A 15,044-nucleotide genomic window follows, 5' to 3' on the forward strand; every position below is an offset into this window, starting at 1 on the left:
AAAACTCATGACCGACCACCCGACCCCCTCTCCGCGCGAGCGCCTGTTCGTCGCGCTTCAGCATGTCCTGCCGCAGCACGGGCTTTCAACCTTGATGCACCGGCTCGCGCGCGTGCGCTGGCGCCCGCTCAAGGCGCTCCTGATTCGCGCATTCGCGCGACTCTATCGGATCGACATGAGCCTGGCGGTGGAGCCCGAACTGTCCGCCTATCCCCATTTCAACGCTTTCTTCACCCGCGCGCTGCGCCCGGACGCCCGACCGCTCGATCCGGATCCACGCGCGGTCCTCTGCCCGGTGGACGGCACCATCAGCCAGATCGGCCGGATCGCGGCGGGCCGGCTGATTCAGGCCAAGGGACACGACTACGGGGCGGACGCGCTGCTGGGGCTGGCGAACGGTGTGGCGCATCCGTTCGATGGCGGCGTCTTCGCCACCATCTATCTGTCGCCGAGCGATTACCATCGGATTCACATGCCGCTCGCCGGCGCGCTCGCCGAAATGACTTATGCGCCGGGTCGACTCTTCAGCGTCAACAACAGCACGGCCAAGCTCGTGCCTGGGCTGTTCGCGCGCAACGAGCGGGTGGTCTGCCGCTTCGCGACCGAGGCGGGCGAGATGGCCCTCGTGCTGGTGGGCGCGATCTTCGTCGGCGGCATCGAGACCGTCTGGGCGGGCGCGATCACGCCGCCGCACTCGGGGCGCGCGCTCCAGCATTGGGACCATCGCAACGATACCGATCCCATCCGCCTGGAACGCGGCGCCGAGATGGGCCGCTTCAATCTTGGATCGACCGTGGTTCTGCTCTTTCCGCCCGGGCGGATCGAATGGGAGTCAAACCTTGCTCCCGGGCAGCAGGTTCGGCTGGGTCAGCGGCTTGGGGTTTTGCAGTCGTATAGCCTTCGCACCTGATAAATGGTCACTGTCAGCCAAATTCATCATGAGTCTATTGAGCATGAATATCGAGGACATCAAGCAGCAGCTCTCAATCTACGAGCGCAAATTTCCCGAGGCGGCCGTGCGGGCCGCCATGGAACAACGGGAGGCGATGACGCCGATTCTCTTGGACTGTCTGCAGGAGACAGCCGACGATCCGTGGATGGTCGCGGAGAACGAGGATGGCATGCTCCAAGTGTATGCGATGTACCTGCTGGCGCAGTTTCGAGAGCGGGCCGCCTACCCGATGCTGGTGAAGCTGTTCTCCACGCCGGGCGAGGTGTGTTTCGATCTGGCTGGCGATGTAGTGACGGACGGACTGGATCGCATCCTGGCCACGCTGTACGACGGCGACGTGGATTCGATCAAGCGCATGATCGAGAACCGCGAGGTGAACGAGTATGTGCGAAGCACCTGCATGCGAGTGCTGGTCACGCTCGTCGCCTGGGGGGATCTGGAACGCGAGGCTGTCGTCGAGTATTTCCGAAGTTTGTTCGATGGCAGGCTGGAACGCGACGCGGATTTCCTGTGGGGATCGCTGGTGAGCAGTTGTTGCGATCTCTACCCTGAAGAACTCTTGCCGGACATCGAGCGCGCCTTCGCGGACGATCTGGTGGATACCTTCTACATCGGGATGGACAGTGTTGAGGAGTCGATGGCCCAAGGCAAGGAGCAGGCGATACGACAAGGGACTCGTCATGGACCAATCGAAGATACCGTGGCAGAGATGAGTTGGTGGGCATATTTCAAGGAGGAGGAGCCTAAAACGACGATTCCCGTTCCGGCGATCTCGCAAGGGACTCGGGTCAAGGCGGCGACTCCCGCTCCGGTGACCGCACAAAGAACTCTGGTCAAGGCGCCCAAGGTCGGTCGCAACGATCCCTGCCCCTGTGGCAGCGGGAAAAAATTCAAGAAATGCTGCGGGCGCTGACGGAAGGGCCGGTCAGAAGAAGCCGAGCCGGGACCGTCAGTGGATGCGTGAAACGGCGTACTCCCGGCTCGACGGGACGCGAGGGCTCGGTCGTCATTCGAGTCAGAATTGCTGCTTGGATCTACATTTAGCGCGCCGCCAACCTGTCGGCGGTCCCAGGCAACCAGGCTTTAGATGATTTCCTGAAAACAATCGACCCACAGAGGCAGTTAATGGACAGGGTTTCGCAGGATGAACAGGATTTCGTAAAAAGCTGTTTTTGAATCCTGTGAATATTGAAACATCCTGTTAATCCTGTCCATTTGAAGCCTTGGGCATGGGCATGAACTTTCACAGAAATCGCCTTAGGCGATTTTCGGCTCCAAAGCGCAGGCATCGCCAGTGCCGATCCAGAATCCAAAACTCTTGCTCAAAAACTCCTCCCAGCGCATGTAGTGCGAGCCGTCGCAGGAGAAATTCAGTCCGACGATACCGTTGAAAATGTTGAGCGAGCCGGAGCGCAAATAGATGTTTTCGTCCATGAAACGCAACGCGCGGAACGTGCGGAAGACCTCGCCGACACGCTCCAGCGGAATCGCGGCATCCGCCGGATAGTCTCGCTGGGGGTAGGCCAGACAGATCCCGGGATTGGCCAGATCCTCATAATCCAGAATGCGGAACCGAAAGGGATCCTCGATCAGCCACAGGGTCGCGCGCGAACTGGAAAAATGCAGTTTGCCGTGAAAGACGCCATGGACGGCGACCAGCTCGACCAGCAGATCCAGAATCTCGTCGATCCGCCGATCCATCAGGCTCTCCACCCGCTCCTGCTGAAACAGCCCGCCGCGAATCGCCGGATCGCCCTTGAGCTGAAGCCAGCGGTCCGGCTGCTGGTAGATCTCGCGGGTCAGTGGCAGTTCGCGCAGATCGAAATCGGCGCCGAGAAAGCCGAGCAGACCGCCCTCTTCGTCATCGATGCGCTGAATCGCGGTCAGCGAGGGCCGCCGGGCGTTGCGGCTGAGATAGACCGGCGACAGCGAAAACCGCGCCCCGGCGAGCGCCTCCGCCAGATAGGGCCGCTCGCGACGGTTGCGCCCCAGATGCTCGGGAAGCCAGCCCTGGGGCGAGAGATTGGCGGTCAACTGATTGGCTTCGCCATCGAGCACGTAGAGATATTTGCAGGAGGGCAGATTGGGCAGCGCATCCGCCAGAATCCGCTCCAGACCCGCGCGCTCGGGCCAGACCGAGCGGCAATCGCCGATGAGGCGTTCGAGCAGCCCGGCGAGCCGGCCCTGCAATAACATGCGCTGGCGCGCGACAGCGGTTTGAAGGGCCTGGCTCATTCCACCAGCTCGCCCTGTAACACCCGCTCGAAGGCGAGCTGCCCGTCCCCCATGGTCACCTCGATCAGATCGCCGGGACCGAACTTGCCGGACAGAATCTCCTGCGCCAGCGGATTTTCGAGCTGGGTGCGGATGGCGCGCTTGAGCGGACGCGCGCCATAGACCGGATCGAAACCGGCCTCGCCCAGATGATCGAGCGCGCGGTCGTCGACCGTGAGGCGCATGTCCCGATCGGCCAGACGCTGTTGCAGAAAGTCGATCTGAATCCGGGCGATGGCGCGGATCTGCGACGGTTGCAGCGGATGGAAGACGACGATTTCATCGAGCCGGTTGATGAATTCGGGCCGGAAGGCATGGTGTACTTCCTCCATGACGGCCTCTTTCATCGCCGCGTAATTGGCCTCGCCCGCGCGTTGCTGGATGATGCTGGAGCCGAGATTGGAGGTCATGACGATGACCGTGTTGCGAAAATCCACGGTGCGCCCCTGACCGTCGGTGAGCCGCCCGTCGTCGAGCACCTGAAGCAGCACGTTAAAGACATCCGGATGGGCCTTTTCCACCTCGTCGAGCAGGATCAGGCTGTAGGGACGGCGACGGATCGCCTCGGTCAGATAGCCGCCCTCCTCGTAGCCGACATAGCCGGGCGGCGCGCCGATGAGACGCGCGACCGAGTGCCGCTCCATGAATTCGGACATATCGATGCGAACCATCGCCTCCTCGGTGTCGAACAGGAAGGCGGCCAGCGCCTTGCAAAGCTCGGTCTTGCCGACGCCGGTCGGCCCCAGGAAGAGGAAGGAGCCGATCGGCCGTCCAGGATCAGACAGCCCGGCGCGCGAGCGGCGCACCGCATCGCTGACCGAACGCACCGCCTCGATCTGACCGACCACGCGGCGCTCGATCTCGGACTCCATGCGCAGCAGCTTGTCGCGCTCGCCTTCGAGCATTCGCGAGACCGGAATCCCGGTCCATTTCGAGACGATCTCGGCGATTTCCTCCTCGGTGACCTTGGTGCGCAGCAGACGATTCTCGCCCTGACCGCCCTCGCCCGCCCGCGCGAGCTGCTTTTCCAGTTCCGGGATGCGTCCGTACTGAAGCTCGGACATGCGGGCCAGATCGCTGGCGCGGCGCGCGGTTTCCATCTCCATCCGCGCGCGGTCCAGCGCCTCCTTGATGTGCGCGGTGCCCTGTACGGCGGCTTTCTCGGATTTCCAGATCGCGTCGAGGTCGGCGAACTCGCGTTCCAGCCGCTCGATCTGGCCCTCAAGGTCGGAGAGACGCTTGCGCGATGCCTCGTCGGATTCCTTTTTCAGGGCCATGCGTTCGATCTTGAGCTGGATCAGACGCCGGCTGAGCTTGTCCATCTCCTCGGGCATGGAATCGATTTCCATGCGGATCTGCGAGGCCGCCTCGTCAATCAGGTCGATGGCCTTGTCCGGGAGTTGCCGATCCGCGATGTAGCGATGCGACAACACCGCCGCCGCGACGATGGCCGGATCGGTGATCTCGACCGCGTGATGGACCTCGTAACGCTCCTTGAGTCCGCGCAGGATGGCGATGGTGTCTTCCACATTGGGTTCATCCACTAAAACCTTCTGGAAACGGCGCTCCAGGGCCGCGTCCTTTTCGACATATTTGCGATATTCGTCCAGTGTGGTGGCACCGACACAGTGCAGCTCGCCCCGCGCCAGGGCGGGCTTGAGCATATTGCCCGCATCCATCGAACCCTCGGCCTTGCCGGCGCCGACCATGGTATGCAACTCGTCGATGAAGAGGATGATGTTGCCTTCCTGCCGGCCGATGTCGTTCAGCACCGCCTTGAGACGCTCCTCGAACTCGCCGCGGAACTTGGCCCCGGCGATCAGCGCGGCCATGTCGAGCGACAGCAAACGCTTGGTCTTCAGTCCTTCCGGCACCTCGCCGTTGACGATGCGCTGGGCCAATCCTTCGACGATGGCGGTCTTGCCGACGCCGGGCTCGCCGATCAGCACCGGATTGTTCTTGGTGCGCCGCTGCAACACCTGGATGGTTCGCCGAATCTCGTCGTCGCGCCCGATCACCGGGTCCAGCTTGCCCTGCTCGGCGCGTTCGGTCAGATCGATGGTGTACTTTTGGAGCGCCTGACGCTGCTCCTCGGCATTGGGGTCATTCACGGATTGCTGACCGCCGCGCACCTCCTGGATGGCCTTCTCGATAGCCGACTTGCTGGCGCCCGCCTCGCGCAGCGCATTGCCCAGGACGCCCTTGTCTTCCAGCGCCGCGAGCACGAAGAGTTCGGAGGAGATGTATTGATCGTTGCGCTGTTGCGCCAGCTTGTCGGTCAGATTCAGCAATCGATTCAGATCGTTGCCGAGATGCACGTCGCCGCCAGCGCCCTGTACCGTCGCCAGGCGGTCGAGCGCTTCGCCCAGCGTCGAGCGCAGACGATTGGCGTTGACATCGGCGCGGGTCAGCAGATGGCGAACGCCGCCGCCTTCCTGATCCAACAGCGCGACCATGAGGTGCATGGGTTCGATGAATTGATGATCGCGACCCAGGGCCAGACTCTGAGCGTCGGCCAGGGCCATCTGAAATTTCGCGGTCAGTTTGTCCTGTCTCATGGGTGCAATCCTGTCTAAATTTCCGGTTGATTTGTTGTGGAAATTGGGGCTTAACGACGACCGAATCAAGCCGCCGCCGATCGCATCAGGGATCGACCGGAGGCAGACGCGCGCTGAGTTCGTCCCAGGCGATGACCACGCCGGGCAGGATGCCGACCGGGGTTTCGCCGACCAGTTCGCCAACCTCGGGCTTGCCGAATTGACCGTCCGCCAGACGATAGATCGTCAACATACGATCGATCGGATGCACCAGCCAGTATTCGCGCACCCCGGCACGCTCGTAGACCTGACGCTTGCGCCAGTGGTCATGGCTGGCGGTCCCCGGCGAGAGCACTTCGACCACCAGATCCGGCGCGCCGCGCACCCCGCGCCGGTCGAGTTTGGCGGGATCGCAGACCACCAGCACGTCGGGCTGCACCACGGTGTCGATGCGTTCGTCCACCTCGCCAGCCTTGGGCAGACGCACATCGAGTGGGGCAATGAAGGGGCGGCAGGGTTGGTGGCGCAAGGCATTGGCAATCTGGCGATAGATCTCGCCCGCCACGTCCTGATGCTCCAGGGTCGGCGCCGGAGCCATCGCCCAGGCCACACCGTCGATGAGTTCGTAACGAACCTCGTCGGGCCAGGCCAGATAATCGGCGTAGGTGTGAGCGTCGGTGTCGCGTTGCGCCAGGGCCATGATTCGGGTCTCCGGTTGGTTGATGCGCTGATCCACGCAGGCTCGCTTCGACACGATCATAGACGCTGCCAGTGCACGTCAGTCAGCGCGCCAGCATCGATTTCCGCTATCATGCACGGGTGAACCTTCGCGATCTCAAATATATCCTCGCCGTCGCCGAGACGCGCCATTTCGGGCGCGCCGCAGAGCGTTGTTTCGTCAGTCAACCGACACTGAGCGGTCAGATCAAGAAACTGGAGGACGAACTCGATGTCGTCATCTTCGAGCGAACCAACCGTTCCGTCGAGGTGACTCCCGTCGGCGAGGTCATCCTGAATCATGCCCGTCTGGCCCTGGAACAGGCGGAGGCGATCGAACAGGTCGCTCGCGCCCATCAAGATCCCCTCGCCGGTCCGCTGCGAATCGGCGCCATTCCGACCCTCGCCCCCTATCTGATGCCCCTGGTTCTGATTCCCCTGAAGCGCACCTATCCGAAACTCCGGCTGGTGCTGTCCGAGGAGATCACCGACTCGCTGCTGAGCCGTCTCGCGCATCATGAAATCGATGCCGCCCTGCTCGCCACGCCGGTGGACGAGACCGATTTCGACACCATGCCCCTGTTTGACGAGCCCTTTTGGCTCGCGCACCCCATGGATCATCCGCTCAACGAACGCGACGAAATCCGCGCCCAGGATCTGGAGAACATTGACCTGCTGTTGTTGGCCGATGGCCACTGTCTCACCCATCAGGTCATGGATGTCTGCCGTCTCGCCGAACGCCCGACGCATGGCGAAATGGCGGATCTACGGGCCGCGAGCCTGGAAACCCTGTTGCAATTGGTCGGCGCCGGCTTCGGTTGCACCTTGGTACCGGCACTGGCGATCCGTGGCGGCTGGATGGCCGACAGCGGCATCATTGCCCGCCCCCTTGATCTGCCGGATGCTTATCGTCGCATCTCGCTGGTCTACCGCCGCAGCTTTCCCCGTCGTCGCGCGCTGGAGGTCTTCGCCGAGATCGTGCGCGAACACCTGCCGAAAACGGTTAGACGCATCAACTGACCGATATCAACGGATTGAACGAAACGAATAGCGAATTCGCCAATCTGTCGGTTTTCGACCAAATCGAATCTCCCGCCGCCCTTGACGAAAGGTGGGTTTATCTGCTAGTTGTTTACTAGGCCACACGTTGCGGAAAGGAGAAAAATGGTTCGCGAACCTCGCTGAAATGCCTGATTCGCGCTACCATTTACCCTACTAAACGATAGGATTGCGAGTCGCAATGTTGTTCGCTCGCAACTGACTTCGTGGGTCCACGGATGGTTTTCATGGCACTACGTTTGCTTAATTTAAATTAGCCAGAAGCTAAATCAGCAATCATTGTCCCGTCGATACATCACGCTATAGGGGATATTTATCATGAGCACCAAACAATCGCTCGCTATCTGGGAACTCTGCCGGCAAGGATTTCCGCTCTCCGCGGACGACGCCGCCAAGTGCTGGCAAAGCGGCCATCGTTTCGACTTACGTGAAAAATTCACCGTCGAACTGGGTCGATCGCTGGAGGATCTGATCGATCAGTGTAATTGGGAAATCGAAAAGAAAAGAGAAACCGCTTGATTCAAAAAGAAAATAACAATATTTGCTGACCAAGACGAACGGCGCGTTAGCGCCGTCCGCTCTCTTCAGACGGCGTATCGCTCCTCGCTTTCTGAGTTGCCCTGCCTCCAGAAGATCAATATGGTGAGCGCAGAATTCCCTCACTCGCCTCGCCCAGCCACCGCGATCCCCAACTCTTTGTCGGGGTATGCGCGGTACGCCGGTCCAGATTGATGCATCGGAAGGCGGTTATCCAAGGATTTAGTCGATTGCCAACTATTTCGAAGGAAGGCCCAGATGTCAGCAACTCTTCTGATCGTCGACGACGTACCGGAAAACCTAGCCATTCTCGGCCAGTTGCTACGCGCGGCCGGTTACCGCGTCAGGGCGGCCAACCGCGGAGCCGTCGCGCTGAAATATGCCACGCTGGAACCGCCGCCTGACCTAATCCTGCTCGACCTGATGATGCCCGAAATGGACGGGCACGAGGTGCTGGACCATCTGCGCGCCGACCCGCGAACCCGCGAGATTCCGGTCATCTTCGTCACGGCCATGGACAGCGCCGAGACCGAGACGCTGTGTCTGGAGCAGGGCGCCGCGGATTTCGTCACCAAACCCATCGTCGCCTCGGTCGTGCTGGCGCGGGTGCGCAACCAACTGGAACTGCGGCGCGCGCGCGCCTGGCTACTCGATCAGAACGCCTTTCTGGAAACCGAAGTCGCGCGCCGCGTCGCCGAAGTCCAGGCCATCCGGGACGAGAGCGAACGCAAAGCGAATTTTGACGACCTGACCGGACTGCCCAACCGCAATCTGCTCGACGACCGTCTGGCGCAAGCCATCGAGCGCAGTCGCGCCGACGCCAGCCCGCTGATCGTCCTGATGTTGAGCCTCGACCGTTTCAAAAGCGTCAATGCGCATCTCGGGCGCGGCGCCGGCGACCGCGCGCTGCGGTTGGTGGCGGAGCGTCTGGCGCGTCTGACGGCGGCGACGGACACCCTGGCACGCGTCGAAGGCGACGAATTCATCCTGGTGATGAAAGCCGACGAGCGCGAGGCGGTCACCCGTTACGCCCAGCCGATGCTCGATGCCGTGATGGCGCCGCTGAGCATCGACGAACATGAAATCGTGCTCTCCGCCAGCATCGGCATGGCCACGTTCCCCAAGGATGGCGACACGGCCGACCGGCTGCTGCGCCATGCCACGGTGGCCCTGTCCAAAATCAAGATCGCCGGGGGACAGGGATTCCGCTTTTATGCCCCGGCCATGAACGTGCGCGCCCTGGAACGTCTCGATCTGGAGCGCGATCTGCGCGAGGCAATCCAGAAGGGCGGGCTGTCGCTCCATTATCAGCCGCAGATCGACCTGCGTAACGGTCAGATCATCGGCGCCGAGGCGCTGGCACGCTGGCAGCACCCGCGACGCGACTGGATTTCTCCGGGCGACTTCATCCCGCTGGCGGAAGAATCCGGACTCATCGGCCCGCTGGGCAAGTGGGTTCTCCACGAAGCCTGCCGCCAGAACCAAGCCTGGCAGACAGCCGGACTGCCGCCGGTGACGGTCGCGGTCAATGTATCGGCGCTCCAGTTTGCCGCCTACGATGTCGTGGACTTGACCGCAACCATCCTGCGCGAGACCGGACTCGCCCCCGAATATCTGGAACTCGAACTGACCGAAAGCGCCGCGATGGCCGATACGCTGGCCTTCATCGAGGCCACGCATCGCCTGAAGGAACTCGCGATCTCGCTCTCCATCGACGATTTCGGCACCGGTTTTTCCTCGCTCAGCTATCTGCGCCGATTCCGCATCGATCGGCTGAAGATTGACCAGACCTTCGTCCGGGATATCGTGCAGGATCCCAGCAGCGCGGCGATCGTCGCGGCGATTATCAACCTGGCGCACAGCCTCAATCTGGCCGCCATCGCCGAGGGGGTGGAAACCGAGGCGCAACTCCGGTTTCTGCGCGCGCAGGATTGCGACGAGATGCAGGGCTATTATTTCAGTCGACCGCTCCCCGCGTCCGAGTTCGAGGCCCTGCTGCGCTCGGAGCGCCTGCTGGCGTTTCCGACCGAGACCGTCGCCGCCAGCCGTACTCTGTTGCTGGTCGACGACGACCCGCAAATTCGCTTTATGCTCGAACGTCTGTTCGCTCACGAGGGCTATCGTGTTCTGACCGCCGGCGACGGCTACGCCGCGCTGGAACTGCTCGCCCTGAACGCGGTGGACGTCGTGGTCTCTGACGCCGACATGCCGCGGATGGACGGTGCCGAGTTTCTCGTCCGGGTCAGCGCCATGTATCCCGGGACCATGCGGATCCTGCTCTCCGGCACCATCGATCCAAAACTCATCGCCAAATCCGTCAATCAAGGAGAGATCTTCAAGTTTCTGACCAAGCCGTGGAAGACCGCCGAGCTGCGCGAGGCGGTCCGGGAAGCCTTCCGGATCATCGAGCATCGCGCCAAGCGGCATCCGCTCGCCCTCCCTGGCGGCGGCATGGACTCGAAGCCCGTGTAGCGGACGCCTTTCCGAGAAGCGACCATGACCAAATTGTCACCGAACCAGACCGAGAAGGCGACAGCAATCCGGCTTTCCGACGGCAGCGCCCCCTGCCACAAGGAAGCGGAGAAGATGGCGGCGCTGTCAGCCGTTGTCAGACACAGCGACGCCATTATCGTGATCAAGGATCTGGAACTCCGGGTGATCGCCACCAATGCCGCCTTTGCCAGGGCGGCGGGCCATGCCTCGGACGAGGATTTGATCGGCAAGACGGATGCGGAAATCTTCGGGGTATCGCCCGACAGCGAGCCCGTTCGTTCCTATCGGCAGGACGATCTGCGCGCGCAACGTCTCCTGCCCGGCGAATTGATCGTGCGGGAAGAACCCGTGATCACGCACGATGGGCGGACGCTGCACTACCTCACCAAGAAATATCCCATCTACGATCCGGAAGGCCATCTGATCGGCACCGGCAATATCTCGGTGGACATCACCGCGCGCCGGGAGGCGGAGCGGCAACTGCGGGAAACCAACCACGCGCTCGCGGTCGCCATGGCGGAGGCCCACGAACTGGCCACGCGAGCGGAGGCGGCCAGTCGTGCCAAGAGCGCCTTTCTGGCCAACATGAGCCACGAGGTTCGCACCCCGATGAACGCCATCGTCGGCCTGACTCAGTTGCTGCGCCAAGAGATCGCCGGGGCTTCACGGCCCGCTCCAGACGACGCACCCGGAGCGCAATCCAGGAACAACGAGGCAGGAATCGGTGCCCTGGACCGACGTTTGGAAAAGATCGAGACGGCGGCCCATCATCTGCTGGAGATCATCGATAACGTCCTCGATCTATCGAAGATCGAGGCGGATCGATTGCAACTGGCGGAGACCGATTTCGCCCTTGCCGACGTGCTGGACGCGATCCGCTCGCTGATCGACGCCGCGGCGAGCGCCAAGGGGCTCGCGATCGAGATCGACAGTCAGGCGCCGGGCTGGCTGCGCGGCGATCCGGCGCGTCTGCGTCAGGCGCTGCTCAAGTACGCCGAGAACGCGATCAAGTTCACCGAACGGGGGAACATCCGCCTGTGCGTCAGGGTACTGGAAGAGCGGGACGAACGTTTATTGCTGCGTTTCGCGGTCAGCGATACCGGACCCGGCATAGCGCCCGAGACCATCTCCAGACTCTTCGATGCCTTCGAGCAGGCCGATAATTCGACCACGCGCGAGTTTGGCGGTATCGGCCTGGGACTGGCGATCGCGCGCCATCTGGCGCACCTGATGGGAGGCGAGGCCGGGGTTGAGAGTACCCCTGGACAGGGCAGTACCTTCTGGTTGACCGCCTGGCTGTCCCATGGCAAGGGGGCCGTGCCGACAACCGCCGCGCTGGATTTGGGTGCGGTCGAGAGAGGCATGTCGCCGGACACCGGAACGGTCCCGCGAGCGGATAACGCGACCAGCCGGCGCGGGTTTCCGATCGCTGTCGTCGCGGGCGCGACACCTGACGATCCCGTTGACGCGAGCGAGTTGATCAAACGCATCAAGACCCTGCTCGCGCAAGGCGACATGGCCATCAACGAATTGCTCCAGCCTGAACCGCCCCTGCTCCGTACCGCGCTCGGGCGTGAGCGTGGAGATTTCCTGCGTCTGATCGAAGGCTTCGATTATCCGGGGGCGCTGGCGTTGCTGGAAAGACTCTCGCCGCCAGACGACCCTGCATGACCCGATTGAATCGCCACCTGCTATGAGACGGATCGATGCCGCTTTCCGGAGCTGGATATCGAGTCGTCTCTGTTCGCAAATTTCGGGGGAAAGACAACATCCCTGTCGTCCCATGTTGAGTTAAAGGTCAGCACTCCCAGGGTGACGGAGAGAAGCGGCGTTCCGGACATCGCCTCCGGGCATAAAGCCCCCTGGCGCGTCGCCCGGCTGCGCAACCGGGACACTTGGCGGGGTTAGAAATTCCTCGCGGGAGACTGAACCGCTGCCGTCGGTGTCCTGTGACGCGAATTGATGCAGCACCATCCCCTCGGGATCCCGTAACGCGGCCAGAGCCTCGGCGCTCAGACCGGCGGTCTCCTCGACGGCGAGGTTGAACAGCCGCGTGGCGACGGCGGCATCGGTGGCGGGTGAGCCATCGACAAATTCTGCCAGACTGATCTGTCCATCGCCGTCCTGATCCAGGCTCAGAAAGGACTGTTCCTGGCGAGCGGCGCGCTGCTGCGCGTGATGCGCCTGTAATTCGGCCAAACTCAGGACGCCATTGCGGTCGACATCGGCGGCGTCGAACAGGGTCGCGCCATAGCTTTCCGCCTCGTCGCGGGTCACGCGGCCATCGCCGTCCTGATCGGCTTCGGGCGGAAAGGGTCCAGCCCCCGGCCCGTTACCCGGAAAAGCGGCAACCGCGCCACCGAACAATATCAGCAGGGCGGCCAGTCCCAGCGTGTTTGCGTGTTTCATGACAAGTTCTCCATCGTTGGTTGATTGAGGATGCTGTCGACGTGCCGCGACAGCCATGTCAGTCTCGCCGCGAAAAGTGTTGTCATCATGGAGAAAGCCGAGCGGTTTTCGCGAAGATTGCGGGCATTTTGAGTCAGCCCGCGTCGGCGCTATGGCGGCCGTTCGAGCTTGTAGCCCACGCCATAGATGGAGCGGATCAGATCCCAGTCTGGGCGCAGGCGCTGAATCTTGCGGCGCAGATTCTTGATGTGGGTATCGACGGTGCGGTCGCTGACCACCCGTTCATCGGTGTAGGCATGGTCCATCAGCCGGGCGCGCGAGAACACGCGACCGGGCTGTTCGTGCAGGCATTTGAGCAGACGGAACTCGACCGGCGTCAAATCGATGGACTCGCCGTCGATGCGCGCTTCATAGCGTTCGCCATCCACGTCAAGCCCCATGACCGCGGGCTCGGGATCGGTCATGCCGAGCCAGGCCACGCGCCGCAGTTGGGAGCGCACCCGCGCGACGACTTCGCGCGGATGATAGGGTTTGCAGACATAATCGTCGGCGCCCAGCTCAAGCCCAAGCAGGCGATCGACCTCCTCGATCCGAGCCGTCATCATGATGATGGGCACTTGGGTGAAGGTGCGCAGCTCACGGCAGAGATCCAGTCCGTCGCGGCCGGGCAGCATCAGATCGAGCAGGATCAGGGCCGGCGGGTCGGCGCGCACGGCGGGAATGACGTCCAGCCCGTCCGCGATGATCCGGGTGCGAAAGGCGCTGGCGTGCAGATAGTCCGCCAGCAGACTGGCGAGCTTGGGCTCGTCTTCCACGATCAGAATCTGTTGCCCGGTCATGATGAATGGCCACCCTTGTTCTGGATTGATGCGCCCACGTTCAGGAGGATTCGAGCACCGGCAGGGTCACCGCAATCTCAAGACCGCCCAGTGGCGAGTGTGCCGCCTGGATCCGCCCGCCATGCGCCGTGACGATGTTCGTGCAGATGGCCAGCCCGAGCCCAGCGCCGCCGTGCGCCCGGCTACGTGAACGCTCTTCGCGAAACAGCCGCTCGAACAGCCGTGGCAGCGCGTCATCGGCCACACCGGGCGCGCTATCGCTCAGCACCAGCCTGACCCAGGCTCCCTGGCGCTGGGTGCGCAGCCGCACCTGCCCGCCGGCATGGGTGTAGCGTCGGCTGTTTTCGAGCAGATTGTCGATCAACTGCGTCAGGCGCGCCGCATCGCCAAGGATCGAGTTGGGTGGCTGCTGGAGGTCGCTGTCGAGCCGCAGGCCGGCGCGGGCGAAGCCTGGCGCGCCGCGTTCGAGCGCCATGGCCAGCAGCGGTTCAAGCTCCAGCGGCTCTTTCCGGTAGCTCAGCGCCCCCAGGTCCGAGAGCGCCAGTTGATAGAGATCGTCGACCAGCTTGCTGAGATTGCCCACCTCGCTTTGCAAGGAGCCGATCGCCCGCGCGCTCACGGGGCGCACGCCTTCCGCCAGGGCATCCAGCTCGCCGCTCAGCACCGCGAGCGGTGTGCGCAGCTCATGCGAGACATCGGCGATCCAGTGCCTCCGCAGTGCCTCGTTGTGTTCCAGGGTTTGCGCCAATTGATTGAAACCGTTGGCCAGTTCGTTCAGCTCATCACCGCGGCGAATGTTGACGCGCACGCTGTAGTGACCACCGGTCAAGGTTCGCAGTCCGCCGGTCAGGGTGCGCAGCGGTCCGACCAGATGCCGCGCGAGGGGCACGGCCGCCAGCAGCGCGATGGCCAGACCGAGCAGGGCCGACATCCCGATCATGCGCGTTTGCCGGCGCTGAAACTCCAGATCCAGTGCGTCCGTGAGACCGGGACGGATGCCAAGTTGCAGCACGCCGACCAGCGCATCCTCGACGCGCAACGGCCGTTCGAGGACATCGGCGTCGGGAGGAAGATGGCCGATCACGGGCTGCCGATGGGCATCGAGCAAGCGCAGCCGGTGCATGAACGGATCCGGTGGCGGCGGCGGATCGGGGATCGGCGCCAGTGCATTATCGCCGTCTCCAAACAGGCTCGCTCCCCACGCGGGGGGAGCGAGCCTGTTTGGAG

12 protein-coding genes are annotated in these 15,044 nt (G+C 62.8%); 6 read left to right on the top strand and 6 right to left on the bottom strand.

The window, feature by feature from the left end:
• The first annotated feature begins 7 nt into the window (after positions 1-7).
• Both asd and CCR95_RS07025 read left to right on the top strand, forming a co-directional pair.
• On the top strand, positions 8-910 hold the full coding sequence (gene asd / locus CCR95_RS07020) for an archaetidylserine decarboxylase (RefSeq protein ID WP_201093061.1): 903 nt from the start codon (positions 8-10) through the stop codon (positions 908-910).
• Between the two features lie 43 nt (positions 911-953).
• A complete protein-coding gene (locus CCR95_RS07025) occupies positions 954-1,865 on the top strand; it encodes a DUF1186 domain-containing protein (RefSeq protein ID WP_201093063.1) in 912 nt (303 codons plus the stop codon).
• 344 nt (positions 1,866-2,209) lie between these two features.
• On the opposite strand, the gene CCR95_RS07030 is transcribed toward CCR95_RS07025, so the two are convergent.
• From CCR95_RS07030 to CCR95_RS07040, 3 genes are all read right to left on the bottom strand, one after another.
• Positions 2,210-3,187 (bottom strand): PDC sensor domain-containing protein, encoded by a 978-nt coding sequence (locus CCR95_RS07030; RefSeq protein ID WP_201093064.1) that lies wholly within the window; start codon positions 3,185-3,187, stop codon positions 2,210-2,212.
• The gene (gene clpB, locus CCR95_RS07035; RefSeq protein WP_201093065.1) at positions 3,184-5,784 is read right to left on the bottom strand and encodes an ATP-dependent chaperone ClpB; all 2,601 of its coding nucleotides are present in this window, start codon (positions 5,782-5,784) and stop codon (positions 3,184-3,186) included. Before clpB ends, CCR95_RS07030 begins: the two co-directional genes overlap by 4 nt.
• 85 nt (positions 5,785-5,869) lie before the next feature.
• Positions 5,870-6,463 carry a Uma2 family endonuclease gene (locus tag CCR95_RS07040; protein ID WP_201093066.1) on the bottom strand — a complete coding sequence of 198 codons (594 nt, stop codon included), beginning with the start codon at positions 6,461-6,463 and terminating at the stop codon, positions 5,870-5,872.
• 119 nt (positions 6,464-6,582) lie between these two features.
• Here CCR95_RS07040 and CCR95_RS07045 point away from each other — a divergent pair, with 119 nt between their 5' ends.
• The 4 genes from CCR95_RS07045 (at position 6,583) to CCR95_RS07060 (ending at position 12,240) form a co-directional block, all read left to right on the top strand.
• Positions 6,583-7,500: a LysR substrate-binding domain-containing protein gene (locus CCR95_RS07045; protein ID WP_201093083.1), complete on the top strand. Its 918-nt coding sequence runs from the start codon at positions 6,583-6,585 to the stop codon at positions 7,498-7,500.
• A gap of 357 nt (positions 7,501-7,857) precedes the next feature.
• Positions 7,858-8,058: a hypothetical protein gene (locus tag CCR95_RS07050; RefSeq protein WP_201093067.1), complete on the top strand. Its 201-nt coding sequence runs from the start codon at positions 7,858-7,860 to the stop codon at positions 8,056-8,058.
• 276 nt (positions 8,059-8,334) lie between these two features.
• On the top strand, positions 8,335-10,548 hold the full coding sequence (locus tag CCR95_RS07055) for an EAL domain-containing protein (protein ID WP_201093068.1): 2,214 nt from the start codon (positions 8,335-8,337) through the stop codon (positions 10,546-10,548).
• A 24-nt stretch (positions 10,549-10,572) separates the two neighbouring features.
• A complete protein-coding gene (locus CCR95_RS07060) occupies positions 10,573-12,240 on the top strand; it encodes a sensor histidine kinase (protein WP_201093069.1) in 1,668 nt (555 codons plus the stop codon).
• 120 nt (positions 12,241-12,360) lie between these two features.
• On the opposite strand, the gene CCR95_RS07065 is transcribed toward CCR95_RS07060, so the two are convergent.
• The 3 genes from CCR95_RS07065 to CCR95_RS07075 form a co-directional block, all read right to left on the bottom strand.
• On the bottom strand, positions 12,361-12,978 hold the full coding sequence (locus CCR95_RS07065) for an EF-hand domain-containing protein (protein WP_201093071.1): 618 nt from the start codon (positions 12,976-12,978) through the stop codon (positions 12,361-12,363).
• A 149-nt stretch (positions 12,979-13,127) separates the two neighbouring features.
• Positions 13,128-13,817: a response regulator gene (locus CCR95_RS07070; protein ID WP_201093073.1), complete on the bottom strand. Its 690-nt coding sequence runs from the start codon at positions 13,815-13,817 to the stop codon at positions 13,128-13,130.
• A 40-nt stretch (positions 13,818-13,857) separates the two neighbouring features.
• On the bottom strand, positions 13,858-15,044 hold a 1,187-nt coding region (locus CCR95_RS07075), incomplete at its 5' end, for an ATP-binding protein (RefSeq protein ID WP_201093075.1).

It is taken from the genome of Thiocystis minor, from assembly GCF_016653465.1.
Classification (GTDB): Bacteria; Pseudomonadota; Gammaproteobacteria; order Chromatiales; family Chromatiaceae; genus Chromatium; species Chromatium minus.

What these genes read in the sequence shown, in the direction of transcription:
- asd (WP_201093061.1), top strand. Translation starts at nt 8, where the DNA reads ATGACCGACCACCCGACCCCCTCTCCGCGCGAGCGCCTGTTCGTCGCG.
- CCR95_RS07025 (WP_201093063.1), top strand. Translation starts at nt 954, where the DNA reads ATGAATATCGAGGACATCAAGCAGCAGCTCTCAATCTACGAGCGCAAA.
- CCR95_RS07030 (WP_201093064.1), bottom strand. Translation starts at nt 3,187, where the DNA reads ATGAGCCAGGCCCTTCAAACCGCTGTCGCGCGCCAGCGCATGTTATTG.
- clpB (WP_201093065.1), bottom strand. Translation starts at nt 5,784, where the DNA reads ATGAGACAGGACAAACTGACCGCGAAATTTCAGATGGCCCTGGCCGAC.
- CCR95_RS07040 (WP_201093066.1), bottom strand. Translation starts at nt 6,463, where the DNA reads ATGGCCCTGGCGCAACGCGACACCGACGCTCACACCTACGCCGATTAT.
- CCR95_RS07050 (WP_201093067.1), top strand. Translation starts at nt 7,858, where the DNA reads ATGAGCACCAAACAATCGCTCGCTATCTGGGAACTCTGCCGGCAAGGA.
- CCR95_RS07055 (WP_201093068.1), top strand. Translation starts at nt 8,335, where the DNA reads ATGTCAGCAACTCTTCTGATCGTCGACGACGTACCGGAAAACCTAGCC.
- CCR95_RS07060 (WP_201093069.1), top strand. Translation starts at nt 10,573, where the DNA reads ATGACCAAATTGTCACCGAACCAGACCGAGAAGGCGACAGCAATCCGG.
- CCR95_RS07065 (WP_201093071.1), bottom strand. Translation starts at nt 12,978, where the DNA reads ATGAAACACGCAAACACGCTGGGACTGGCCGCCCTGCTGATATTGTTC.
- CCR95_RS07070 (WP_201093073.1), bottom strand. Translation starts at nt 13,817, where the DNA reads ATGACCGGGCAACAGATTCTGATCGTGGAAGACGAGCCCAAGCTCGCC.